Origin of the sequence: Pedobacter sp. BAL39, assembly GCF_000170795.1 — a bacterium.
Classification (GTDB): Bacteria; Bacteroidota; Bacteroidia; order Sphingobacteriales; family Sphingobacteriaceae; genus Pedobacter.
Genome location: NZ_ABCM01000001.1, coordinates 140,716 through 163,111, shown reverse-complemented (window position 1 = coordinate 163,111; position 22,396 = coordinate 140,716). Strand labels below are relative to the sequence as shown.

The 22,396-nt window shown below is 45.1% G+C and carries 27 protein-coding genes and 1 riboswitch; of the genes, 19 read left to right on the top strand and 8 right to left on the bottom strand.

Translation table 11 applies throughout. The features are described 5' to 3' along the window. From PBAL39_RS00730 to PBAL39_RS00695, 8 genes are all read left to right on the top strand, one after another. Nucleotides 1–507 (top strand): molybdopterin-dependent oxidoreductase, encoded by a 507-nt coding sequence (locus tag PBAL39_RS00730; RefSeq protein ID WP_008237213.1) that lies wholly within the window; start codon nucleotides 1–3, stop codon nucleotides 505–507. 6 nt (nucleotides 508–513) lie between these two features. Continuing rightward, on the top strand, nucleotides 514–1,296 hold the full coding sequence (gene modA, locus PBAL39_RS00725) for a molybdate ABC transporter substrate-binding protein (RefSeq protein WP_008237211.1): 783 nt from the start codon (nucleotides 514–516) through the stop codon (nucleotides 1,294–1,296). Between the two features lie 4 nt (nucleotides 1,297–1,300). Next, nucleotides 1,301–1,972, top strand: coding sequence for a molybdate ABC transporter permease subunit (gene modB / locus PBAL39_RS00720; RefSeq protein WP_008237209.1), 672 nt, complete (start codon nucleotides 1,301–1,303; stop codon nucleotides 1,970–1,972). Then, nucleotides 1,969–2,598, top strand: a complete 630-nt coding sequence (locus tag PBAL39_RS00715; protein WP_008237208.1) for an ATP-binding cassette domain-containing protein — start codon at nucleotides 1,969–1,971, stop codon at nucleotides 2,596–2,598. The genes modB and PBAL39_RS00715 overlap by 4 nt, the downstream gene beginning before the upstream one ends. Before the next feature lie 51 nt (nucleotides 2,599–2,649). Next, nucleotides 2,650–3,039: a hypothetical protein gene (locus PBAL39_RS00710; RefSeq protein WP_008237206.1), complete on the top strand. Its 390-nt coding sequence runs from the start codon at nucleotides 2,650–2,652 to the stop codon at nucleotides 3,037–3,039. Nucleotides 3,040–3,181: 142 nt separating this feature from the next. Beyond that, on the top strand, nucleotides 3,182–4,195 hold the full coding sequence (locus PBAL39_RS00705; RefSeq protein ID WP_008237204.1) for a sensor histidine kinase: 1,014 nt from the start codon (nucleotides 3,182–3,184) through the stop codon (nucleotides 4,193–4,195). Next, complete coding sequence (locus PBAL39_RS00700; protein WP_008237202.1) at nucleotides 4,192–4,953, top strand: LytTR family DNA-binding domain-containing protein; 762 nt, start codon at nucleotides 4,192–4,194, stop codon at nucleotides 4,951–4,953. Before PBAL39_RS00705 ends, PBAL39_RS00700 begins: the two co-directional genes overlap by 4 nt. A 25-nt stretch (nucleotides 4,954–4,978) precedes the next feature. Beyond that, nucleotides 4,979–5,845 carry an alpha/beta hydrolase gene (locus PBAL39_RS00695; RefSeq protein WP_157273840.1) on the top strand — a complete coding sequence of 289 codons (867 nt, stop codon included), beginning with the start codon at nucleotides 4,979–4,981 and terminating at the stop codon, nucleotides 5,843–5,845. 9 nt (nucleotides 5,846–5,854) lie between these two features. Here PBAL39_RS00695 and PBAL39_RS00690 read toward each other — a convergent pair whose 3' ends face one another. Beyond that, entirely contained in the window at nucleotides 5,855–6,496 is a 642-nt protein-coding gene (locus PBAL39_RS00690; protein ID WP_008237198.1) for an HAD family hydrolase, read from the bottom strand. A 40-nt stretch (nucleotides 6,497–6,536) separates the two neighbouring features. Further along, complete coding sequence (locus PBAL39_RS00685) at nucleotides 6,537–8,057, bottom strand: glycosyltransferase family 39 protein (protein WP_008237197.1); 1,521 nt, start codon at nucleotides 8,055–8,057, stop codon at nucleotides 6,537–6,539. 143 nt (nucleotides 8,058–8,200) lie between these two features. Here PBAL39_RS00685 and PBAL39_RS00680 point away from each other — a divergent pair, with 143 nt between their 5' ends. The 3 genes from PBAL39_RS00680 to PBAL39_RS00670 all read left to right on the top strand — a co-directional run bounded on the left by PBAL39_RS00680 (nucleotide 8,201) and on the right by PBAL39_RS00670 (nucleotide 9,463). Continuing rightward, nucleotides 8,201–8,638: a hypothetical protein gene (locus PBAL39_RS00680; protein ID WP_157273839.1), complete on the top strand. Its 438-nt coding sequence runs from the start codon at nucleotides 8,201–8,203 to the stop codon at nucleotides 8,636–8,638. 150 nt (nucleotides 8,639–8,788) lie between these two features. After that, nucleotides 8,789–9,145: a hypothetical protein gene (locus PBAL39_RS00675; protein WP_008237190.1), complete on the top strand. Its 357-nt coding sequence runs from the start codon at nucleotides 8,789–8,791 to the stop codon at nucleotides 9,143–9,145. Nucleotides 9,146–9,169: 24 nt separating this feature from the next. Further along, nucleotides 9,170–9,463, top strand: a complete 294-nt coding sequence (locus PBAL39_RS00670; protein ID WP_008237189.1) for a Crp/Fnr family transcriptional regulator — start codon at nucleotides 9,170–9,172, stop codon at nucleotides 9,461–9,463. Between the two features lie 88 nt (nucleotides 9,464–9,551). Here the strand turns inward: PBAL39_RS00670 and PBAL39_RS00665 are convergent, their stop codons facing one another. After that, the gene (locus PBAL39_RS00665) at nucleotides 9,552–10,298 is read right to left on the bottom strand and encodes a dienelactone hydrolase family protein (RefSeq protein WP_039865951.1); all 747 of its coding nucleotides are present in this window, start codon (nucleotides 10,296–10,298) and stop codon (nucleotides 9,552–9,554) included. Between the two features lie 179 nt (nucleotides 10,299–10,477). Then, the gene (locus tag PBAL39_RS00660; protein ID WP_008237187.1) at nucleotides 10,478–11,083 is read right to left on the bottom strand and encodes an HPP family protein; all 606 of its coding nucleotides are present in this window, start codon (nucleotides 11,081–11,083) and stop codon (nucleotides 10,478–10,480) included. An 84-nt stretch (nucleotides 11,084–11,167) separates the two neighbouring features. After that, a riboswitch (Fluoride riboswitch) is annotated at nucleotides 11,168–11,233 on the top strand. A 57-nt stretch (nucleotides 11,234–11,290) separates the two neighbouring features. Between PBAL39_RS00660 and PBAL39_RS00655 the strand changes: the two genes are divergently transcribed. From PBAL39_RS00655 to PBAL39_RS00645, 3 genes are all read left to right on the top strand, one after another. Then, nucleotides 11,291–12,544: a voltage-gated chloride channel family protein gene (locus tag PBAL39_RS00655; RefSeq protein WP_232282875.1), complete on the top strand. Its 1,254-nt coding sequence runs from the start codon at nucleotides 11,291–11,293 to the stop codon at nucleotides 12,542–12,544. Next, entirely contained in the window at nucleotides 12,541–13,131 is a 591-nt protein-coding gene (locus PBAL39_RS00650) for a Crp/Fnr family transcriptional regulator (protein ID WP_008237180.1), read from the top strand. The genes PBAL39_RS00655 and PBAL39_RS00650 overlap by 4 nt, the downstream gene beginning before the upstream one ends. A 198-nt stretch (nucleotides 13,132–13,329) precedes the next feature. Further along, nucleotides 13,330–14,523, top strand: coding sequence for an MFS transporter (locus tag PBAL39_RS00645; RefSeq protein ID WP_039865950.1), 1,194 nt, complete (start codon nucleotides 13,330–13,332; stop codon nucleotides 14,521–14,523). A gap of 32 nt (nucleotides 14,524–14,555) precedes the next feature. On the opposite strand, the gene PBAL39_RS00640 is transcribed toward PBAL39_RS00645, so the two are convergent. Both PBAL39_RS00640 and PBAL39_RS00635 read right to left on the bottom strand, forming a co-directional pair. Continuing rightward, nucleotides 14,556–15,818 carry a hypothetical protein gene (locus PBAL39_RS00640; protein ID WP_008237172.1) on the bottom strand — a complete coding sequence of 421 codons (1,263 nt, stop codon included), beginning with the start codon at nucleotides 15,816–15,818 and terminating at the stop codon, nucleotides 14,556–14,558. A gap of 217 nt (nucleotides 15,819–16,035) precedes the next feature. Further along, complete coding sequence (locus PBAL39_RS00635) at nucleotides 16,036–17,169, bottom strand: MBL fold metallo-hydrolase (protein ID WP_008237169.1); 1,134 nt, start codon at nucleotides 17,167–17,169, stop codon at nucleotides 16,036–16,038. Between the two features lie 308 nt (nucleotides 17,170–17,477). On the opposite strand from PBAL39_RS00635, the gene PBAL39_RS24450 reads away from it, so the two are divergent. The 5 genes from PBAL39_RS24450 to PBAL39_RS00610 all read left to right on the top strand — a co-directional run bounded on the left by PBAL39_RS24450 (nucleotide 17,478) and on the right by PBAL39_RS00610 (nucleotide 21,082). Next, nucleotides 17,478–18,314: a hypothetical protein gene (locus PBAL39_RS24450; RefSeq protein WP_008237168.1), complete on the top strand. Its 837-nt coding sequence runs from the start codon at nucleotides 17,478–17,480 to the stop codon at nucleotides 18,312–18,314. A gap of 60 nt (nucleotides 18,315–18,374) precedes the next feature. Beyond that, a complete protein-coding gene (locus PBAL39_RS00625; protein ID WP_008237167.1) occupies nucleotides 18,375–19,088 on the top strand; it encodes a hypothetical protein in 714 nt (237 codons plus the stop codon). Between the two features lie 143 nt (nucleotides 19,089–19,231). Beyond that, complete coding sequence (locus tag PBAL39_RS00620; protein WP_008237165.1) at nucleotides 19,232–19,813, top strand: TetR/AcrR family transcriptional regulator; 582 nt, start codon at nucleotides 19,232–19,234, stop codon at nucleotides 19,811–19,813. Nucleotides 19,814–19,863: 50 nt separating this feature from the next. After that, nucleotides 19,864–20,655 carry an SDR family NAD(P)-dependent oxidoreductase gene (locus PBAL39_RS00615; RefSeq protein ID WP_008237164.1) on the top strand — a complete coding sequence of 264 codons (792 nt, stop codon included), beginning with the start codon at nucleotides 19,864–19,866 and terminating at the stop codon, nucleotides 20,653–20,655. Between the two features lie 94 nt (nucleotides 20,656–20,749). Next, nucleotides 20,750–21,082 (top strand): multidrug efflux SMR transporter, encoded by a 333-nt coding sequence (locus PBAL39_RS00610; RefSeq protein WP_008237163.1) that lies wholly within the window; start codon nucleotides 20,750–20,752, stop codon nucleotides 21,080–21,082. Between the two features lie 4 nt (nucleotides 21,083–21,086). Here the strand turns inward: PBAL39_RS00610 and PBAL39_RS00605 are convergent, their stop codons facing one another. Continuing rightward, a complete protein-coding gene (locus PBAL39_RS00605; protein WP_157273837.1) occupies nucleotides 21,087–21,449 on the bottom strand; it encodes a PleD family two-component system response regulator in 363 nt (120 codons plus the stop codon). Nucleotides 21,450–21,605: 156 nt separating this feature from the next. Next, nucleotides 21,606–22,373: a DUF2625 domain-containing protein gene (locus PBAL39_RS00600; protein WP_008237161.1), complete on the bottom strand. Its 768-nt coding sequence runs from the start codon at nucleotides 22,371–22,373 to the stop codon at nucleotides 21,606–21,608. Nucleotides 22,374–22,396: the final 23 nt, after the last annotated feature.

The window sequence follows — 22,396 nt, the reverse complement described above, 5'->3', positions numbered from 1 at the left end:
ATGAAAAAACTTTTGCTTTTAGCCCTGATATGGTGTGTTCAGATGGGTAGCCCTTCGGCGCTGCTCCATGCACAGACTGGTAATGAGCCCCTTGTCAAGATTTCGGGGGAGGTCGGTGCTGCACTAAGCCTGGGTATAAAGGACCTGAAGGCATTTAAACAAATAGAAGTCAGAAGGAAAGACCGGGATGGTAAAGATCATTTGTATTCAGGCGTGAGCTTGTCGCTGTTGTTGTCAAATTCCGGTGTCACATTGGGAAAGGACCTTCGTGGAGAAAACCTGACGAAGTTCATGCTGGCAGAGGCCAGCGATGGTTACCAGGTGATCTTTGCCCTGGCCGAGCTGGATCCGGAGTTTACAGACCGGCAGGTCATCCTTGCCCATCAGGTAGATGGGCAGCCTTTGCCTGCTGCAGATGGCCCTTTCCGGATCATTGTAGAAGGGGAGAAAAAACCTGCAAGGTGCATTAAACAGGTCACCAGTCTTAGGATTGAATTTGCCAAATAAGCGAGAATGATGAAGTTTATCAAATTCAGGGTAGGGTTGATGGTGCTGTTTTTCGTTGTCGCCAATATGCACAGCGGATCTGCGCAGGCGCTCCGCATTGCTGTGGCTGCCAATGCGCAGGGACTGATCAAAAAGCTGCAGGCGGATTTTAGGAAGCGCACAGGAATAGAAACGGAGGCGATCATCGGTGCTTCAGGCAAGCTGACCGCGCAGATGATGAACGGTGCTCCCTTTGATGTTTTTCTGTCTGCAGACACGCAATTTCCGGAGCAGCTGTTTGCGGCAGGTCTGGGTTTAAAAAAGCCGGTGGTGTATGCGATAGGCAGTCTCATTGTTTGTGGCAATACCTCAGCTGACATCAGGAACTGGCGACAGCTCATCAGGGGAACACAATTCCAAAAAGTGGCCGTCGCGAATCCTAAAACGGCACCTTATGGAAAAGCTGCAGAAGAAAGCCTGCGTTATTACCAACTGTTGGACGGGCTGCGGCCGAAGCTGGTTTATGGTGAAAGCATCTCCCAGGTGAATACTTACCTGCAAACTGGGGTGGTAACTATTGGCTTCACCACGGAGGCTTTTCTCTATGAGAATATCGATAAGTCGCACCTGAAATGGACGAGGGTAGAACTGAAGAGTTACACGCCAATTGCACAGGCAGCCATTCTGCTGAGCTACGCAAAAAAGGGAAAGCTCAAAGAGGCTACTGCATTTGTCGACTACCTTGGCTCTGCCGCGGCAAGAAAAATCATCGGCAGCAGCGGATATCGTTTACCTTTGATCAAGAAATAACCATATGGACCTGGAACCGATATGGCTCAGTCTAAAGCTGGCTGCGCTGACCACCTTTCTGCTGTTACTGATCGGGATTCCCATTGCCTACTGGTTGTCGCGCAAACAATCTCTGTTCAGGATCATTGTAGAAGCGTTCATTACCATGCCGCTGGTGCTGCCTCCTTCTGTACTTGGATTTTACCTGTTGCTGGCCTTTAGTCCGAATAATGCTTTAGGGAAATGGCTACAGGAGTACCTGAGTCTTCAGCTGGTCTTTTCTTTTGAAGGTTTGGTCTTTGCCTCACTGATTTACAGCCTTCCGTTCATGATCAGCCCCCTCAGGTCGGCATTTGCCCAACTGCCGCGTTCAATTGCAGAGGCTTCATATACTATGGGTAAGTCGCGCCTGCAGACCTTCTTTTACATCCTCTTGCCCAATATCAAATACTCCATTTTCACCGCTGCGGTACTTACCTTCGCACATACGCTCGGAGAATTTGGTGTGGTACTGATGATCGGTGGGAATATCCCTGGTGTTACTAAAGTGGCTTCCATTGCCATTTACGATTCTGTGGAAACGATGGACTACGCCTCTGCCAACGATTATGCTTTCCTGCTCTTTGCCATTACTTTCACCATTGTGCTCGCTGTCTTTGTATTGAACAGAAAAGCCATCAAAAGCCCCTTTGAATGATAGAGATCAATGTCACCAAACGCATAAAAACTTACCGGGGTACTGAAGCACTCCAGGTAAATGCCACCTTTCCATCCAGGGGCATTACCCGCATTGCAGGGCCCTCCGGTGTGGGCAAGACGACGTTATTGAAAATCATCGCCGGACTGGTACTACCGGAGCATGGAAATATCCGTGTGGATGGGGTCTCCTGGTTTGATGCTGCAACTAAATATTCCAGAAGCATTCAGGAACGTCAGGTGGGATTTGTTTTTCAGGACTACGCCTTGTTTCCGAATATGACCGTGGAGGAGCACCTGCGTTATGGGACCAGGGATGAGGAGTATATCGAACAGCTGTTGTCGATTGGCGAGATGGAACCTTTCCGTAAAAATCAACCGCAGCGCTTGTCGGGCGGACAACAGCAACGTCTTGCCATCCTGCGTGCACTGTCTACAAAACCGGCTGTGCTGCTGATGGATGAGCCTTTTTCAGCATTGGATGAAGCACTTAAACAGCGCATGATGGTTCGCTTAAAGGATTTGTTTGCCGCACAGCAGACCACTGTCTTACTAGTTACGCACTACCAGCATGAGGTGCAGGAATTTGGCAGTTGCGAATTCAGGCTTGGTCATGAGGATGGCTGAAAGAGCAGCGGATTTGATGGCGGGTTTCACTGAAAAAGCTATCTTTAGGGCATGGGAAAAGAAATTATCATCGAAGGCAGCCACATTCATGACATCGTTTCATTTTATGAGGAAGTCAACCGTGTGTTTGTGGTAGAGGACGATTGGAAAATAGGTAACAGTCTTGACGCATTTAATGATTTGCTTTACCGTGCCACAGGCGATATGAAGGGTGGTGAGTCTGCACGGCTCTTATGGAATGATATGGAACAGAGTAGGGAAGCTTTGGGGTATGCTGCCACCAAAGCTTATTATCTGGAGAAGTTGGGCCCAGATTCTGTTTACAATAAAAAGCATTTTGAAGAGAAATTAGCGGCGTTGGAGAGCGGCGACGGGCAGACCTATTTTGATGTCATCCTGGAGATTATTGCCGAACATCCGCGTATTGAGCTGATGCAGTAATTGCAATTTTATACCCTAATTGCTACTTCTAAGCGCCAGCTAACCCTGCATACCCGTGGCAGATGTCCGTTTCAGCCTTCAATTTGTCCATTTTGAAATCCCGTAACCGGAAGGTTTTGATATTTTAGGATACCTTTGTCTCATGTATAAAACCTATCAGATCAAATGGTGTATCATTGTAGTAGGTATCCTTACTATTAGCACACTCCTGCTGCGTCCCGATGTACCAAGAAATGTAGTCTGGTGGCAGTATCTGAACTATTCGTTCCGGCTTTTCATCATCGTGTTTACCTCCTGGATGATTCACGGTTACTTCCTTACCCATCAATTTGAAAAACTCAAAAGTTACGGGAAGTATATTTTAAGTAACCTGCTGTCGATGGTGGCCACATTTGCTTTAGGGTATCTGATCTACTTATTACTGCCTCCAAATATACTTGGTGGAAAGGAAATTGGCTTCTCTACCTTTGCTGTCGCCAGGATGCACCTTACAGGATCCTTTTTCCTGAGCCTCATCTGTTACGTAGTTATTTACAGCACACATACCAATTCGGCCTTGCAGAATTCGAAACTTGAAAACGAGATGCTCGGACAGGAGCACCTTCGTGCACAGCTGATCTCTTTGCAACAACAGATCAGTCCGCATTTTCTCTTCAACTCCCTGAGCACACTCAAGACTATCGCTACCGATCAGCCCACTAAAAACTATGTGATACAGCTGGCAAGTGTTTACCGTTACGTGTTGAACTTTAACCAGCACTACCTGACACCCCTTAGGGAGGAAATCAGTTTCATCCGTTCTTACCTGTACATCATGAATGAAAGGTTTGAGGAAGCACTACAGGTAGACCTCCAGATTTCTGAGGATTATATGGAGATGAAAGTCCCCCCATTATCGTTGCAGCTGCTGATTGAAAATGCCATCAAACACAACATGATCTCTCCCGAGCAGCCGTTGCAGATTACCATCATGACAGATGATACTCCTGCTTTAACGGTAAAGAATAATTTTCAGCCTAAAAAAGTTGCGGAAGAAGGCACAGGGATTGGTTTGAAAAATATCATGGAGCGATATAAACTGTTATCAGGTAAAACCGTTAGTATTGTACAGGACAATGGAGAATTTTCAGTTACCTTGCCCTTACTTCAAAAATGAGAGTAGTAATAATAGAAGACGAAACGAAAACTGCCAGGGAGCTGAAAGGCATGTTGCAGGATCTGGATAGTGAGATACAGGTAGAAGTCATTCTGGCGTCTGTCGCTTCGGCCATTTCCTGGTTTAAAGAAAATGCAGCACCCGAACTTATCTTTTCGGACATTCAGCTGGGTGACGGGCTGAGCTTCGAGGTTTTCAAGGAGGTGCAGACAGAATCCCCTGTGATCTTCTGCACCGCATTCGATGAATATGCCATTCGTGCCTTCGAATCAAACAGTATTGACTACCTACTGAAGCCGTTGGAGGAGGAAAAACTACAGAAAAGCCTGGAGAAATATACCCGCTTTAAAGAGCATTTGGTGAGTGACAGCTTGCGTAAAGCCAACATGAACAAGGTCTTGACACAAATGGATGTGACCTACAAGCAAAATATCCTCGTCCATTACAAGGAAAAAATCCTGCCGATCCGGGTTGCTGACATTCAGTTTGTATATGGATCAAATGGGGTGGTGCAGATTTGTACCTCTGACAGGAGAAGTTATCCAATTCATTATACCATTGAGCAGATGGAGTCTATGTTGAACCCCGGACAGTTTTTTCGTGCCAACAGGAAGTTCATTGTCAACCGGGAGGCCATCCAGAATATCGAACATTATTTCAACCGCAAGCTCTTTGTGAGCACCAGCTGCGAGACTCCTGAGAAAATTGTGGTCAGCAAGATGAAGTCGCAGCCTTTTCTGAAATGGATGGAACAATAGCGCTCAATGCCTATATTCGCTATTTATGAGAGTTATTACGATTTGCATTTTCATGTTATTGGTTGCGATAACTGCATTTGGCCAGGAAGGGTCCAGTCAGCATCAGTCAAAACCGTTTGCGTTGGGGGTGGTGGAGGAACTTGAGTCGAAGGTGCTTTCAGAGCGGCGGATATTGAATATTTATCTGCCAGAGGGATATCATGCGAACGACACTACGAAGTATCCGGTAGTTTATTTGCTGGATGGTTCGGCAGATGAGGATTTTATCCACGTGGCAGGTCTCTATCAGTTCAACAACTTCCCCTGGATCAATAGGGTGCCGAAATCTATCGTTGTAGGCATCGCCAATATCGATAGGAAAAGAGATTTTACTTATCCTACTCATGTAGAGGCAGATAAAAAGAGATATAACACTGCCGGTAAGTCGGCAGCGTTTATCAGTTTCATTGAGAAAGAATTACAACCTTACATCGCTGGCAGGTTTAGGGTGAATGCTTCGAAGACCATTATAGGGCAGTCGCTTGGTGGTCTTCTGGCTACGGAAATCCTGTTGAAGAAACCCCGATTGTTCAACCAGTACATCATCATCAGTCCAAGTTTATGGTGGGACAATGGATCGCTGCTCAGCGTCAATACTGAGCTTTTTAAGCCCGGGTTTGAACAACAGACCAGGATTTACATTGGCGTAGGCAAGGAGGGGCTTGCACCTTCTGAGGCTCCTCGTGTAATGGAGGTGGATGCCAACCTGCTTGCGGAAAAAATCAGGACCAAAAAAGGTAAGAATGTTGAGGTGTACTTCGATTACCTGCCGGATGAAAATCATGCTACCGTTACGCATCAGGCGATATTTAATGCATTGAGGTTGTTAAACCCAGTTCCGACACCCCGATAACTTTCAGGATTAGATCTGCGGAATCAGCCAATCTCTGAAGGATTCAACAGTAGGAAACAACCAGTCCGGATGCAATGCTTCCAACTCCTTTGCATTGGTCGTAGAAGCCCAGGCTGCTGCAGCGATAGGCACGCCAACTGTTCTGCAGGCGGTAATATCGCTCGGTGCGTCACCAACATAGATGGTATATTTTGGATCTGCATTCAGACGCTTTAATATGCGCTCAATCCCTTTTACCTTGCTTGGCCCTTCAGGGGAACCGGTCTCCAGATATTCAAAATATTCGGACAAACCGAATTGTTCAAGGGAGATCATGGTGCTGCGGATGCCTTTACCTGTAACCATCGCCAATTGAACGCCTTCAGCGTTCAGTAGTTCCAGTAACTCAGTGATGCCTGGAAAAGCCGACCCACACATCTCATGCAGCTTCTGATAAAAGCTGAGGTAAGCCTCAACTCCTTCTTTTTCATGTGTTGGAATCAGCTGACGGATGGTTCCTTCTTCTGAAGGTCCAAATGTGGCAATGATTTGATCGGCACTGATTTCAGCCCCTAACAAAGGTTCTATACTTTTTTTGAAGGCCGCAATACAGAGTGGAAGGGTATCGGCAATGGTGCCATCCAGGTCAAAAATGATGGTTTTTATATGCATGGTTGCTAATTTATAAAATCAATTGTTGTTAAAGATGGCTTTACCACCTTTTTTCTTCTTTGATTTCCCATGCAATTCTTTTGTTGATGTCTGTTTTTGCATTTCGGAATACGAAGATGGTCGTGCCATATTCCCTGGAAAATCTGTTTGTTATTGATCCGGCAATGAAACCGGCATTGAAAATTGACGCTGTCTTTTGCAGCTCGTCATGGCTGTCCCCGCTCGTCTTTACACGGATGAGGTTGACGTAAGGATGGCTAAGATCGATCCAATTGATATAATCCGCATTGAATGATACTGCCTTGATTCCTTGTCTTGTGTAATAATTGATGGCACCCGCCTGACCATAATTGTCGCACAGCACCATGGTGTGTTCCCGGGCAGGAATCCTGGAATATACCGAATCGACTTTACGCGTCAGCTCTTTCCATCCGAGCATATCGGCGAAGTCCTGCGGCAGTTCGTGATCCTTTCCATCTTCCCAGCGAAGGAATCCCAGCTCCTTATATCTTTTTTGTTTCCTGAGTATCTCTTCCGGACTTTTATTGGGGAAGAAATATCGGTACATCGGAATGAAAAGTAGGATAGGAATAACAATAGCTACAGGTCTCAGGTATCTTCTCCATCCGGTCTGAAGGAGCTGCTCCATGTAAACAGCACCAAAGGAGATGTAAATCGGGTAGAGTCCGATGACATAGTAATCTTTGGCTTTAAAATAGATAAATATGGAAAGGGTGATGAGGAAACTCCAAAGATATAGTCTGTATGCTGCAAACGCGGGATAGCGCAGCAAAGCGTACCAGCCGGCAATGATGATAATGGCCGCGCCCAGGAAGAAAAACAGTTGAGCAACCAGGAAATCCCCAATTTTAACATTGATGAGTTGTGTTTCAGAGAGCTCTTTCATATGGTGTATCACAGGGAAGTTATTCTGATACTGCCAGATCAGGTTTGGAAAAATCAGGATCAGTCCCAGGAACAGTGCCAGATAGAAAGACCGCTGTTTAAATACCCTGCGCTGAGGACTCATCAGGATGGCGGGCAGGAAGCCGAGCAGCAGGAACACGATATTGTACTTATTCAGAAAACCTATGGCGAAAACAAGAGCGGCTACCAACAGCCATTTTTTCTTTTCTGTACCGATATAAAGGACCATCACGTAGTAAAATGTGGTCCAGCAAAGGACGTCCAGGGCATTGGGCTGATAAAGGATATTCAAACGCAGCAGCACAGAAAATAATACACCCGTTGCCCCCAGTATGCAGGCGAAGAGGTCGCCCTTCAGGAAGGTAATGGTCTTCCAGACGATCATGATGGTCAGCGCGCCAAAAACTGCAGGAAAAAACCTGATCCAGAATACGGAATTTCCTAAGAGCTTTATGATGAACGAAATCCAGGAAGTCACAGGAGGGACTGACGTATATCCCCAGGCCAGGTGATTTGCCTGGTCGAGGTGTAGGTATTCATCTCTTTGCAGCTCATACTGCGGACTGATCAGAAGGTATTGTAACAGGAATTTCAGGAGAATGAAAGCGATCAGGATAGTCGTCCTTTTTGTCATTGGCTGTACCGTTGGTTACTGGTGAATATTTTGTTATATAGGGGATACTGGCATCACAAAATCCAGTGGCGCGCGACAGAATCAAACTTAATCATTTTTTCTCTTTCCCAATCTGATGGCTTACATTTATGGTTGGAAAAACAATGATGAGATCTAAAAAAAGTATGGTGTGGTTTGTCCTGGCGACGCCAATTTTCCTATGTGGCTGTTTCAGTGATACACCCAAAGTTGCAAAACCCCAGGCCAGATATACTGCCATTAAAAATCTGGATACCGCAAGGTTATCCGTTGACATCGTACCAAGCACCTTTAAAGGCGTGCTGCAGATCAATTATGATCAGACCTATAAAGATTCCGGTGATGTACAGGGTATTGTAAAGGGGGATACCCTCATTGGCGATTACAGTTATAAACACTATAAACTCAAGCTTTGGAAAAGAAAACCCATTGCATTATTGAAAAAAGGGGATACGCTAATGATGGGTGAGGGGATCATCAAAAATACCTTCGGCAGGATTTATTTCGACCAGACGGTGCCAATCAGTTATTCCAGTTCCAGCTTTGTGTTTGTTAAGCAGTAGCCGTTTGATTTCATTCGTTGCTTCTTATTTCACCCGTTGCTGATTTTACCCAATGCTGTTTTTCATTTATTAAAGTACATTAATTTTATCGCGGATACCATGCTGTAATTTTGTATCAACAAACGAATTGTAGAAACAAAAAACAAAGACATGATGACATCAGTTGAAGAAATGATCGGGCAATATGTAAATGCCTGGAACGGAAATAGTGAAGCGGAATTTCAAAGGGAATTTTCAAAATGCTGGTCTGCGGAGGCAACTTATACAGATCCTGATTTTGAAAACATCACAGGTGTGGAGGGCATTTGTGGGCTTGCAAAAGGTTCCCTGGAAGCTTATCCCATCCGTAAGTTTTCCATCGCGATTGCTCCGGAGCACCACCACCACGTAGGGCGCTATACCTGGAAAGTGGACTTGCCTGATAACAGCCGTGAAGGTTTTGATTATTTTGAGTTTAATGACGAACTTAAAATCACGAAGCTGGTGAGCTTTTTCTTGCCACTCTGATGTAACCCTTATAAAGAAACTACCATGTACGACCTGATCCTACGCAACTTTGCCATGCACATTCTGCTTCATGAAGATGAACAGCGACAGGTTCTGGCCGGACTGCAACACCGAGAGGTGAAGAAGAATGAGGTTTTACTTCAGGCAGATGAGGTTTGCAGGAACGTTTATTTTGTAAATCAAGGCTGCCTGAGGCTGTTCCACACCGATCGGGAAGCGCAGGAACACAACATCCTGTTTTGCCCGGAGGGATGGTGGGCTGGAGCGTCGCATCACGTGAATAAAATGCATCACAGTATAAAAGGATCACCAAAGTAAAGGCATCAGATTTATCTTTCTGATGCCTTTATACATTTCAATGTATGTCAAATGCTTGCTGATACTGCTCGTTTTTTCCTTGAATCGGTTATTGTAAAATTTCTTTCAGGAACAACAGTGTATGCGACCAGGCTCTTTTAGCCATGATTTCATTGTAGTCCGCCGATGCTGGATCTGTAAATGTATGTTTAGAATGTGCATAAGTAATGACTTGCCAATCTGCATTGCCCTCGTTCATTTCTTTTACCAGATTTGACATGACTTCAGGCGTAACGCTTTGGTCGTCAGCAGGATTTTCTACCAATATTTTAGGTCTTAAGGGCCCATTCGGCCGGTCTGCATCTTTCGCAAGACTACCATGGATGGAAACTACTCCCTGTACCGGGAAGTTCGCCCTTGCAGTTTCCAGCGCACCGGCACCTCCAAAACAGTAACCGATCACCGCCAGCTTCTGCTCGTTGGCGCCTGCTTTTTTCAATTCTCCCAAAGCGAGCTCAATCCTTTTCTGGTAAGCCTTATAGTCCTTTTTGTAGCTGCCCGAAAGTTTTGCCGCGGCAGCATTATCGGCCGGAGTATTTCCTTCGCCATAGATGTCGGCAATGAAACAGATATAGCCTTGTTTTTCAAGTGCGAGCGCCGCATCTTCTGCTTCCTTGTCAATACCCTTCCATGCGGGAAGAATCAATACTCCGGGAAGCTTCTTACCTGCATTTTTGGTGACCAGACCGCTTAGTTTCTGGCTGCCATCCACATAACTGACCTTCTTTAAGGTCTGAGCCATTCCGGAAATTGATGTACACAGCACTGCTGCTGTCAAAATGATTAAACTTTTCATGTTATAAATGATATCGTTTGAAAATGGTTGATGCACTAAATACAATTGAGAGACAGAGTAGTTTGCCTGAGAAATGAAAAACTTCACATCAGCATTGTTCATAATTCAGGATTCTTTTCTAAGATAAAGAGAAAGTTCGGGATCTTGAAAAGTCTCAAAGGGCTTGGCCTTACTAAGTGTCAGGAAGTTTTTTTCATTTGATGGCGATGGTATTTTCTTTTCCAGAATTTAAACCAGCTTTTATTCTTTGGATAGCTGCGGTGTGAGGTTGCATTATTGCAGACAACAGCAACCAGAAATAAGATCAGTACACCAGAAAGGACAGGGCTCAACACATAAAAGTAGCCTAGCGACTGGATTTTTGCAGATCCAATATTGGCAATGAGCGCGGTGGCACCTCCCGGAGGATGTAAGGTTTTGGTTACCTGCATTGCGACAATAGATAACGAAACGGAGATTGCAGAACTGAGCCATAGTTCTGAAGGGATCAGCTTGTGTATCGTAACACCGATGATTGCGCAGACTACATGGCCGCCAATAAGGTTGCGGGGTTGCGCCAGAGGACTGTTGATCGCCCCGTAGATCAGCACGGATGAAGCGCCAAAGGAGCCGATCATAAACAGGTTGTCATAAGCATTGAAGTATTTGCTGTTGATGAACCCAATGATGCCAATTCCCAGGAATGAACCGATAAATGTCCATAAATGCTCCTTGAAGTCGATGAGTGTTTCCTGGTAGATGATGTATTTTGCTCTTCTTACGTGATGTCTGATTCTCTTTCGCATAATCCGGTGGCGAAAATAATAAAAAAATGGTATTGGTCGATTTATGAGCCTCTTTATTGGAATATTGGAACTGCAACCTTATTTTTGCCTAAGGGAAATGGTGTCCTTCCAATTTAACCGCTTTTAGAAGCTGATGGCGCCTGCAATGATACTATTGGCAATGAAGCCAGTAGAAATAAACTGCTGCAGGTGAAAAAAAATAATATTTTGAAATATCTCGTTCGCTGGACACTCATGCTGTTCCCTGTTTCTGTTGCCATCGGCACGGTTGTCGCACTGTTTATGTGGCTGCTGAGCTGGGCTACTCATTTTCGCTTTCAGCATACCTGGTTATTGTATCTGTTACCCCTTTCGGGCATTCTCATTCATTTCATCTATCAATCCGTGGGTAAGTCTTCTGAAAAAGGCAACAACCTGATCATTGAAGAAATCCATCAACCTGGGGGAGGTGTTCCGATACAGATGGCACCTATAGTATTGATGACTACCATTGTGACACATCTATTCGGTGGTTCTGCAGGACGAGAGGGTACTGCTGTACAAATTGGGGGGAGCATTGCAGGTTTGTTCGGACGCTGGTTTAAGCTAAATGAAGCTGACACCAAGGTCATCCTGACTGCTGGTATTGCCGCGGGCTTTGGAGCGGTCTTTGGTACGCCACTTACCGGCGCTATCTTTGCCATCGAGGTGCTTACCATAGGTAGGATGAAATACGATGCTTTGTTACCCGCATTGATCGCCAGTTTCATAGGCGACCTGTCAGTGACACTTTGTGGCATTCATCATACTGCCTACCACATCGACCCCATCATCACGAACAGCAACTTCCTGTCTGCCTACTATCCTGTGAACGTAGTACTGATCATGAAAATTACCTTCTCAGCAGTATGTTTCGGCCTGTCTAGTTATCTTTTTGTTTTTTTGATCCATCAGATTAAAGCCTTTTCCATAAAAATGATCAGAGTCCAATGGTTGATTCCTGTCTTTGGGGCTGCGGTTCTCATCTTAATGACTTCCCTGCTGGGAAAACCAGATTACCTGGGACTTGGAGTGGAAAGTGAATACCCGGGTGCTGTTACCATTCCTGCTGCCTTTCAGATCGGGGGAGCCGATACCTGGAGCTGGCTTTGGAAAAATATTTTTACAGCTGTCACACTGGGAACTGGATTTAAAGGGGGGGAAGTGACACCATTATTTTATATGGGTGCTACCCTGGGCAATGTGTTGTCGGTCGTTTTGCACGCGCCGGTAAGCCTTTTTGCGGCTTTGGGATTCATTGCTGTTTTTTCCGGAGCAACCAAAACACCTTTTGCCTGCACCCTGATGGGGGCTGAACTTTTTGGCATCCAATATCTTTTGTTCTTTGCACTGGCTTGTTTTATTGCGTACTGGTGTAGTGGTCGTCCCGGAATCTACTCGGCGCAAAAAACAGGTGTTACTAAAATTAAACTCGGTCCATGAGAGACGAAACGGCAATCATCAGCTATGTAAACAAATTTGTAAAACTCAGTCCGCCAGAGGCTGAAGCGCTCCTTTCTGCCTTTCAGAAAGTAGTTGTCAAAAAGAGACAGTCAATCATTCAGCCTGATTTCCCTGCCCCTTACCGGTATTATGTTTTGGAAGGTGCCATGCGTGCCTATGTTGCCGCAGAGAATGGGCAGGAACATACCATTTCTTTTGCTATTGAAGACTGGTGGATTACGGATTACAACAGCTACTTATACCAGCAGCCTGCCACGATGTTTGTTACTGCCCTGGAGGATACAATTGCCCTACGTCTGTCTCATGTTAAAGAGCAGGAACTAAAGGCGCAGAATCCTAAATTCGAGACCTTCTTCCGGATCATTGCAGAGCGCGGACTGGCCTATCAACAACGGAGAATCATTATTAACCTCACCAAAACTGCTGAAGCACGTTATGGAGATTTTCTTGATAAATATCCTTTGCTGGCCCAGCGTGTTCCTCAATATACGCTGGCCTCATTTTTAGGAATGACTACTGAATACCTCTCCAAGTTGAGAAAACGTATGGGAAGTAAAAAGACCTGAGAACAGGTGAAAGGAGCCTCGTGATAAAACAATGACCGGCAAATTTTTATTGAACTAGATTAACCTGTTTTCTTAAACCAGTTCATCAGCAGTGAACCTTTTGTCGCAGATATTTGTACTGTTCAGCAAGCAATTAAGCAAGCAGGTACGCTGTCTGCGTGCTGAGCAACAGAAAGAAAAAATAAAATGAATCAAAAAATGAGTAATTCAAATCAAAATACCTTAACACCGGCAGTGCTTTGGATCATGGCGATCTCATCCGGCCTGATTGTAGCCAATAACTATTATAATCAACCCCTGCTTTCCCTCATCGCAAATGATTTGCACATCTCCGCTGCCAGTGCAGGGAAGATCGCGATGATGACCCAGGTCGGCTATGCTGCAGGGCTATTCACGATCGTTCCATTAGGCGACCTTGTAAGACGAAAACGACTCATCATGATTCAATTCGCTTTTATACTGCTATCGCTAATCGGGATGGCCATGAGCAGATCCATCTGGCAGCTTTATACTTTTAGCTTCCTGATTGGGTTGACTTCGGTCATTCCGCAATTGTTAGTCCCAATGGCCGCCAGCTTGTCCACACCTGAAAAACGTACACAGTCCATCGGGTTTGTAATGAGTGGTCTGCTGATTGGTATTTTAGGATCAAGAGTGCTCAGTGGCATTGTCGGGGAATTATACGGATGGCGAACGATGTTTTACATTGCTGCGGTGATTATTCTGGTGCTCTGGGGAATGATTGCATGGAAGCTCCCAGAGGTATATCCTGAATATAAAGGTACCTACCTGAAGCTGATGAAGTCTGTAGTTTATTATGCCAGGACAGAGCCCGTGCTGCAGGCTGCTTCCTTCCGTGGTGCCTTTGCTTTTGCCGCATTCAGTGCATTCTGGACCTCACTGGTATACCATCTTGAACAGCCTCCATTTTTTGCGGGTAGCAGCGTTGCAGGCTCCTTCGGTGTCATCGGGATGGCCGGCGCACTGGCAGCAGCGCTGGTCGGAAGAATCGCGAAGATAGTTCCTTATTTCCGGCTGACGCTGTATCTCATCCTTGCTTTTATTGCATCTTGGCTCATCTTCTATGGCATCGGCAACACCTATATCGGACTGATCCTGGGGGTTATCGTAATGGATGCAGCCATGCAGGCACTACACATCATGAACCAATCCTCCATATTTACACTCCATCCTGAAGCAAACAACAGGTTGAATACCGTATATATGACTTCCTATTTTGTTGGAGGTGCCCTTGGTACCTATCTGACGGCAATCGCCTGGCAGCAGTGGCTCTGGAATGGTGTCCTGATGGTTGGCTTTGGCTTCAGCTTTTTAACACTGGCTGTGCATTTCCTGTACAAACGCAAATCCGCAGGTCTGAAAACTGCTTAATGAAATAAATTAACCGGTGGCAGGACAATGGGTTATGCTGCCGGTTTTCCCCTTATTTTTACCAGACTCTGTTTGAAAGGGCTGATCGGTTGATGAGATGAGATGTTTTTCAACGCTTTTTTCCAGATGGTTAGCTCCCCTGTCGGTAGATCAGTAATGTTTTTGTCTGAAATAGTCTCACTTTGATAAAGTGTTTCTTCCACTATATTTTTCCTGGGTGTAACCTTCTCCTTTTGGGCTGACAACAACTTTTCCATATCAGCCAATCTGGCTTTCAGTTCATTTACTTCCTGCTGCAAGGCATCATTTCCTAAGCTTTCGACAGCTGAAGAAGTTGGCTTACCATTATTTTTCGATAGTTGCTTTTTGCTTGTCGTTTTTTGATCGGAGCCCTCTTTTATAGCTGTTTTTTTGTTTCCTTTCTGTTTATATGTTAAAGCCTTATTATCTTCAGAGACTATAGACACCGCCTTTTTCCCTTTGCTTTTCTTAGTGATCGGAGGATATTCATCGTCCACGAATGCAAAACGTGCTTTTTTAAAATTTTCAGGTCTATCCTTAAACTCTCCTGGGTTGATGCTGAAGTTACAGATCATTGCCGGGCAGAAAGACTTGCTGTTTAAAGATACCTGCAGGTTAGACCATTGTTTGTGGAAATGTAGTGCCATGCTGGTCACACAATAGCAGCCTTCCGGAACATCATACGACCATTCCATTGCAGTAGATTTTTGGTCAGACCAGTCTACGGAGAAGGTTTTTGTCTGCTCTGCAGTCATCTTACATTCGTCTTTTGTTTTTAGGGAAGCGATGTATACGGAGACAATGATGGTGCATTGATCGGCCTCTGTAGGAAATTTAAGGGCTTTTTTGATTTCGAACTCAGGAATGCTTATGGTCAGTTTCCCTTCCTGAAGATTAACCTGTGGCAATACATGTAGATTTTCTTTCAATGGGGAGGACTCATTGAGCTCAAATCCTTCCAATGGCTTAAAGCTCTCAGGTAGGAAATGAAAGTTCCCGGTGGCTTTATCCCGGTGTTTGAGCAGGATTGCGGTCATTGCCTTGGTCATCCGGTTGACCATGGCCCCGTCATGAATAAAATGAATCGGGTACATCCATTTGCGAAGGATGGCGCTGAACCTGCTGCCCAGACCGAATACGGTAGAAACATTTTTAGTCGCAATGCTTTGCTTGATGTCGAATACGCGCTGTTTAACTACCTGGATATCCCTCCAGGAGCTAAATGTTACCGGACCTACTGCTCCGGTAATGACTTTACCTTTTACAATTCCCATATAAGATCAGTATTAACGATGTATAATCTCTAGGGCAAATATAAGCACTCGAGATAATAAATCAATAGCAAATAGACTATAAATTAATGGTGAGTCCACGTATTCTTGGGAATACCTGCTCTTGACCTGCAGTAAATGTGGACTCAACGTGGACTTATATTATCGTTTGTACAGTTCTTGTCTAGTCCTGAACTAGCTATACAGAGTTAAGTCGTTTTTATTCTTTGAGTTCTTGCTCCCACCAATGGCTGCTTGGCAGGATGCTGTCGAGCACCACCTTTTCGCCAATCTCAGGAGTGGTAACGGGAAGGTTCAGTGCTTTGGCTTCTTTCAGTACGCGGCGGATGGACTCGTCCCACGCATGGGTAGCGAGAGAAAATTTACCCCAATGCACGGGAAGCAATAACTTTGCCTTCAGCTCTTTGGCCGCTTTTGCAGTTTCTTCAGGCATCATATGAATGTTTGCCCAGAAAAGATTGTACTGGCCGTCTTCGAGGACGGCGAGGTCAAATGGTCCATATTGCTCACCAATCTTCGCGAAGTGATGGTCGTACCCGGAATCTCCGCCCAGGAAGAGTTTGTAATCTTTGGACTGAAAAACAAAAGACGACCATAACGTTTTATTGCGCACTAATCCTCTCCCGGAAAAATGACGGCCCGGAGTAGCGGTGAAAATGGTTTCACTGTCGACAGCGTAACTCTCCCACCAATCCAGCTCCTTGATTTTATCAGCGGCAATTCCCCAGTGTTCCAGATGAGCGCCCACCCCCAGGGAGGTGACAATAATGCCTACTTTGTCTTTCAGCTTTTTGATGGTTTCATAATCCAGGTGATCATAATGATCATGAGTGATCACCAGCACATCTATTGCCGGCATATCTTCCACATGATAACTGTCTGCACCGTTGAAAGCTTTTGTTCCTGCATAACTAACAGGAGAGGTTCTTCCGCTGAATACAGGATCGACCAGGACGTTGCGTCCGTTGATCTGGATCAGGTAAGAGGAATGGCCAAACCAGGTCAGCTCCGGTTTTGCTGATGGTGTCACTTTGAGGTCACGCTTCACAGATGGCAAGACATAATCGGGCGTTTTGCGCTCGTGTTTGCCGAAAAGGAAATCCACCATCACCGAGTAAAAGGTTCCGCCACCTGTAAACGTAGGGGTGGGCGACTGGTTCTGAAATGCGCCATCTTTATATTGAGGCGACTTTTTGATGCGCTCCAGTCTCGCACCCGAAGGGGCAGTTCCAAAAGAGGCTTGTTGCAGGAATAGATAGGTAACTGCTGCGATGATACCAATGGTGATGAATAGGATGATCATTGTTTTTTTGAGTAATCTTTTTAGTTTCATTTAGACCTGTGGATAGGAAACGATGCAAAACTAATTTTATTTGAAACAGTATGGTTTGTTGTAGAGTCCAAATTCGATTTTAATGGGTTTCCTGACATGTTTGTGATGGTTAGACGCAAACACGAATAAACGAAATTTACTGGCATTTATCTTGTACAATGCAGCAGATAGTGATTTGTATCAAACTAAATTGCTCGTTCTCTTACCTTGGTAGCTGATGTAAGTATAACTGTGAAGATAAGTAGACTGTTCGGCTCAGTTGGCCCTGAATGACAACCATCAACTAAAGCATGAAATTGCAAAATATAATGAAATTAAACCTGATCATCTTTTCTTTTTTTATAGTGCCGTTCTTTGCATATGCACAGCCTTTCACGTTCAGGTCAGAAGCTACGGCCAAACCGATCGAGTTTACGATGAGCTGGGTAGGCCATGGGAAAGCAGCTTTTGTACGGTACAAAGGCAAAACAGCCGTCATCCCGCTTCAGCTGAAGTCGAGCGTGCTGGATACCACGGACCGCGAGAGTGGACAGCAGGATGTTCATCATTTCAAATGGAAAGAGGTCTACAATGGAAAAGTCACCGGAGAATATGGCCTGAGTATTTGTTACCGCGCAGTTGAAGATATCTATTACATCAGGGGCAGCGACCATAAAAAGACGGAGTTCAAAATTGTTGAGGAAAGTGTTCCATTTGACGGTAAAAACCAGGCCTTGCTGCATCAGGCGATGTTCAGCTTTAATGTTGTGGAGGATGATCTACTCAGCATCAGATACGGCGATGGTGCCATTGTCAAAAAGGAACTGACTCCGCTTCCTGATGGCGGTGTCCGGCAGACGCTGGTTGCGGACTACAATTTTGATGGTTTCGACGACATCTCTTTTTCTTCTCCTGATTTTGGACAGGGCGTATACCGTTTATTTGATATTTTTCTTTTTGACCCGTTCAGCAAAAGATTTCGTCCTTTAAGCTTACCTGCGAATGGCAAAAGACTTTGCGACGGTTTGTGTAATGTGGAAATTGATGCAAAAAAGAAAATACTGACTTCCTCCTGCCGGGGTGGGGCGGGTTGGCATAAGGATTATTATCAGTTTGATAAATCAGGGAAACTGGTCTGGCTGAAGTCAGAGCGTAAAAGCAGCTGATCCTGTCATTGTTTACCTCATTTTTGAATTCAACATTCCTCATTTTTAAATTGAACATTAATGAAACCAATTGAAATTATGAAAATAAGACCGTTATTCATCCTGCTGTTCCTGGTAACGGCGCTCGGATTTTCCTGTCAGCAGGTGTCAGCGCAGGGGCGCAGTACCTACAGGATGTTCGATTGGGAGCTGACCAAAATCCTGATGACCGTTACAATTGACGGAAATCAGATTGAAGTTTCCGGTTATCATGTCATGGGGCAACCTTATCAGATTGAAAAAGCTTTGTTGCCTACTTCTGCACCAGACCTCTTTTATTTTGATGGAAGTGTGATGCATCTGGTTACAAGCGAAAGTAAGGCGCCTTTCAGGTTGGTGTATTTAGATAGGAGTTCAAAAAAACTAGAGTTGTATGGGGATACTGCGTTCGCGGATCAACGGGCTGTGGAGCAGTTCATCTCCAACAGGAAAAATCTGATCACCAGCTTCGCATATCTGCTGACTTCCGACCTGGAGCTGAAAGAAGCCCAGGCTTTTCCGGCTCTGAAAACCATCAGCAAAGCAGATCAGGAAAGGTATCGCAGGGTCGACAAAAAGCGTTATCAGGAACTCAGCTCGTTAGATCTCAATGGCTTGTCTACTGATCAAAAGGTCGTAATGATGGTTAAGCAAACGAATTTAATCTACCGCAATTGCCTGCTCATTGGTTATCGGCCTCCGATTGATCAGTCGGAATTTTCATTTTTAAAGCAGTTGACTTATCAGGAACCATAATCTTACTTGTAGGAGCAGGGAATATTAGGGTCTGTAAGCTTATCAGCCTGGAAGCTGTAATCGGTATCACATAGAAAAAAATAGCAGAGAATTCCATTCTTATTTCTATTTTTGTGTTGATCAATACAAAAATAGAAATTCAGATGAGAGGCAGGCCCAGTGCTTATGATGATCAAGAGGTAATACAAAAAGCTCAGGAGGTATTCTGGACCAAAGGGTTTACTGCGGCTTCATTGGAAGATGTGCTCAAAGCGATGGGTATGGGCAGTGGCAGCTTTTACAACGCGTTCAAAGGTGGCAAAAAGGAAGTTTTTAGAAAAGCCATCTTGCAGCGTCGAGCAGCTTTTCAGGAATTTAAAAAAAGGCTTCAGCACGCTGAACAGCCGATGGAACTGATCAGGGATTTCTTTCGGAGCATGGCCGTGGCAGACCTGGAGACACATAAAAAAGGTTGCATCATTGTCAATACGGTTGTTGAAATGGCATCATTGGATGAAGCGCTTGAACAGGAAGCGGTAACTGTTTTAAAGGAAGTAGAGGAAATGTATACTGCGGCAATTACAAAGGCCCAGAAAGAAGGTACAATAAAAAATCAAACTGATCCGGTGGTGCTTGGACGTTACCTGATTACGCTTTGGAATGGATTAAACGTGACCCGCAGGATGTATCCTGATGCAAAGGTCCTTCGTCAGCAGATTGACATGCAGCTGGAAATCATCAGCTGATTTTTTTTATCCTATTTTGTAGTGATCAGTACAAAAATAAAATAGACTTTATGGATTTACAATTGAAATTAAAAACCGCTTTCATAAGTGGTTCTACGCAGGGTATTGGTTTTGCTATTGCAAAGCAGCTTTTGATGGAAGGGGCGAAAGTGATCATCAATGGAAGGACAGCAGAGAAGGTGAGCGCTGCGGTGGAGCAGCTGCGGGATGAGTTGCCGGGAGCAGATGTAACAGGGATTGCTGCCGACTTTGGTGATGTGACACAGGTAGACCGGTTGTTGAGCGGATTGCCAGAAATTGATATCCTCATCAATAATGTCGGGATTTTTGAGCTGAAACCCTTTGCCGAATTGAAGGACGAAGAATGGATGCGGATATTCGAGGTCAATGTCATGAGTGGCGTACGCCTTTCCAGGGTGTTGCTGCCAAAGATGCTGGAAAGAAACTCTGGCAGGATCATATTTATCAGCAGTGAGGCAGGCATCAATATCCCGGAAAACATGATCCATTATGGAATGACAAAAACGGCAATGATTGCAGTGAGCAGGGGACTTTCTCAGATGACTAAAAATACATCAGTAACGGTGAATGCCATTCTTGGCGGGCCGACTTATTCCGACGGGGTGGCAGCCACGGTAAACCAGATTGCTGAGGCGCAGCAGATTAGTCCGGAACAACTCAAAGCTCACCTGATGAAAACTTTAAATCCCGGATCCCTGTTGCAGCGTTTCATTGAGAGCCCGGAGATTGCAAATCTGGCGGTATACCTTTCCAGTCCGCTGGCCATCGCCACCAATGGCGCCGCAGTCCGCGCAGATGGTGGGGTACTCCAGACGATATAAATACTCGTTTTATTTGATACTTTGGCGTACTGAGCAGGTTATTGTTATAAATTAGCAGCGCATTGTTATAAATTAGCGCTGCTAAAGTATCAAAATGAAAAGCTACCTGTTTTTGTTTCTCGCCATCATCTGTGAACTCACCGGCACCACCTTTATCAAAAAGTCCGAAGGTTTTACAAAGTTAGGTCCAAGTATCATTGTGGTGTTGGCGATGGTCGCTGCATTTTATTTTTTGAGCATTGCCACAAAGACGATTCCGATTGGGGTAGCGTACGCAATATGGTCGGGGGTAGGGATTGTTTTTATTACGGCAATAGGAGCGCTTGTTTTCAAACAGGTCCCCGATGTATACGCCATCATTGGCCTGTCGTTGATTGTTGCCGGTGTGCTGGTGATCAATCTCTTGTCAAAAACAGGAGGGCATTGATTTCTCAACTTGCCAGCTGAAACTCAACTTTGTCGAGCAGGCACTGGATGTCGAACGGCTTGGGCAGAAAATCATTTGGATGACATGACTTTCTCAATAACCGCTGTGGATCGTGACTTGCGGAAATCATGATGATCGGCAATTTTGCGGTTAGCTCCTGGTGTTTTAGGTTATTGCAGATGTCCCTGCCGTCCACATCTCCAAGCATGACGTCTAAAATGATCAGATCAGGAGTAAATTCATCGATATTGCTTGCTACATCGCGGCCGTTGTCAAGGCCTTTTACGATATATCCCTCCATCTCTAACAGCCATGTGATGACCTCACGGATCTCCCGGTTGTCATCCACCACAAGTATTTTTTTCATATCAATCGCATTCATAGGTATCTGTACAACTGTCTGGCCAGTAAATAGTTTTGGCTTTCTTACAAAATTTTAACTTTTGTGTTGAATGATGACAATTGTTTAATTTATGGCTTGTGCGATATTCGCAGGACGCGCAGGTCAGTGGTTCATAATATTCTACTGCTTTTCGGCATTGCCGCTGATGTATAGCTCTTTCTGTTTATTGATGTTGAATTTGAAAAGTTCCTCAGTGGTGACCAGCTTTCTGGTGCAGGTCTCTACATCGACACCACCTTCCGTCCACAGATAGGGGCGGAAGCTGTAGGATTTGTTGCCGTCGAGATAAGCGATGAATTTATCCCAGGTAGACCACCTCAGTCCCTTGTAAAATTGTGCAAGGTCTCCATTGAAACAAAACTGAAGAAATTCAGTGTACCCTAATCCCATAGACTCCCATTTCAGGCTATTTGGCGCAAGGTAGTAGACTGCCTTGGTATCCTCCCCGAAGGCGCCATAATTGATGGCGAAGAATCCACCTGCAGCATCATCAGCAACCAGCAGGTATGCAGGGAGATCACCAAATTCCATAATGGTTTTGCCCTTGTTCCATTCCGAAACCGTACGCGTCAGTCGCGGGTTTCCACAACCCAGTATCCTGATCCAGCCACCATCAATCATAATTCCGCCGCTGTTGTAAATGACCGCACCAAGGGTGGAGTAGGTGGATACCTGTGTGTTGTATAAGGTTGTTCTGGCTGCAGCAGGATCATAGATGAGCACCTCAACTTTATTCTTTGCGGAGTCGATCCATTCGAGTACCAATGGCCATGCAGGGTCTGTTTTGTTCACTAACTCGTCCAATGACTGCATTTTATTCTGTGCGGAGGCGTTCAGTGAAAGAAAGGTGATCAGTAGTACTGACAGGCTTTTGAAGGTACTTTTCATGAATGAGAATTATCTTTTTTCAA

Coding starts and splice junctions, on each gene's coding strand:
- PBAL39_RS00730 (WP_008237213.1), top strand. CDS start 1: ATGAAAAAACTTTTGCTTTTAGCCCTGATATGGTGTGTTCAGATGGGT.
- modA (WP_008237211.1), top strand. CDS start 514: ATGATGAAGTTTATCAAATTCAGGGTAGGGTTGATGGTGCTGTTTTTC.
- modB (WP_008237209.1), top strand. CDS start 1,301: ATGGACCTGGAACCGATATGGCTCAGTCTAAAGCTGGCTGCGCTGACC.
- PBAL39_RS00715 (WP_008237208.1), top strand. CDS start 1,969: ATGATAGAGATCAATGTCACCAAACGCATAAAAACTTACCGGGGTACT.
- PBAL39_RS00710 (WP_008237206.1), top strand. CDS start 2,650: ATGGGAAAAGAAATTATCATCGAAGGCAGCCACATTCATGACATCGTT.
- PBAL39_RS00705 (WP_008237204.1), top strand. CDS start 3,182: ATGTATAAAACCTATCAGATCAAATGGTGTATCATTGTAGTAGGTATC.
- PBAL39_RS00700 (WP_008237202.1), top strand. CDS start 4,192: ATGAGAGTAGTAATAATAGAAGACGAAACGAAAACTGCCAGGGAGCTG.
- PBAL39_RS00695 (WP_157273840.1), top strand. CDS start 4,979: ATGAGAGTTATTACGATTTGCATTTTCATGTTATTGGTTGCGATAACT.
- PBAL39_RS00690 (WP_008237198.1), bottom strand. CDS start 6,496: ATGCATATAAAAACCATCATTTTTGACCTGGATGGCACCATTGCCGAT.
- PBAL39_RS00685 (WP_008237197.1), bottom strand. CDS start 8,057: ATGACAAAAAGGACGACTATCCTGATCGCTTTCATTCTCCTGAAATTC.
- PBAL39_RS00680 (WP_157273839.1), top strand. CDS start 8,201: ATGATGAGATCTAAAAAAAGTATGGTGTGGTTTGTCCTGGCGACGCCA.
- PBAL39_RS00675 (WP_008237190.1), top strand. CDS start 8,789: ATGATGACATCAGTTGAAGAAATGATCGGGCAATATGTAAATGCCTGG.
- PBAL39_RS00670 (WP_008237189.1), top strand. CDS start 9,170: ATGTACGACCTGATCCTACGCAACTTTGCCATGCACATTCTGCTTCAT.
- PBAL39_RS00665 (WP_039865951.1), bottom strand. CDS start 10,298: ATGAAAAGTTTAATCATTTTGACAGCAGCAGTGCTGTGTACATCAATT.
- PBAL39_RS00660 (WP_008237187.1), bottom strand. CDS start 11,083: ATGCGAAAGAGAATCAGACATCACGTAAGAAGAGCAAAATACATCATC.
- PBAL39_RS00650 (WP_008237180.1), top strand. CDS start 12,541: ATGAGAGACGAAACGGCAATCATCAGCTATGTAAACAAATTTGTAAAA.
- PBAL39_RS00645 (WP_039865950.1), top strand. CDS start 13,330: ATGAGTAATTCAAATCAAAATACCTTAACACCGGCAGTGCTTTGGATC.
- PBAL39_RS00640 (WP_008237172.1), bottom strand. CDS start 15,818: ATGGGAATTGTAAAAGGTAAAGTCATTACCGGAGCAGTAGGTCCGGTA.
- PBAL39_RS00635 (WP_008237169.1), bottom strand. CDS start 17,169: ATGAAACTAAAAAGATTACTCAAAAAAACAATGATCATCCTATTCATC.
- PBAL39_RS24450 (WP_008237168.1), top strand. CDS start 17,478: ATGAAATTAAACCTGATCATCTTTTCTTTTTTTATAGTGCCGTTCTTT.
- PBAL39_RS00625 (WP_008237167.1), top strand. CDS start 18,375: ATGAAACCAATTGAAATTATGAAAATAAGACCGTTATTCATCCTGCTG.
- PBAL39_RS00620 (WP_008237165.1), top strand. CDS start 19,232: ATGAGAGGCAGGCCCAGTGCTTATGATGATCAAGAGGTAATACAAAAA.
- PBAL39_RS00615 (WP_008237164.1), top strand. CDS start 19,864: ATGGATTTACAATTGAAATTAAAAACCGCTTTCATAAGTGGTTCTACG.
- PBAL39_RS00610 (WP_008237163.1), top strand. CDS start 20,750: ATGAAAAGCTACCTGTTTTTGTTTCTCGCCATCATCTGTGAACTCACC.
- PBAL39_RS00605 (WP_157273837.1), bottom strand. CDS start 21,449: ATGAAAAAAATACTTGTGGTGGATGACAACCGGGAGATCCGTGAGGTC.
- PBAL39_RS00600 (WP_008237161.1), bottom strand. CDS start 22,373: ATGAAAAGTACCTTCAAAAGCCTGTCAGTACTACTGATCACCTTTCTT.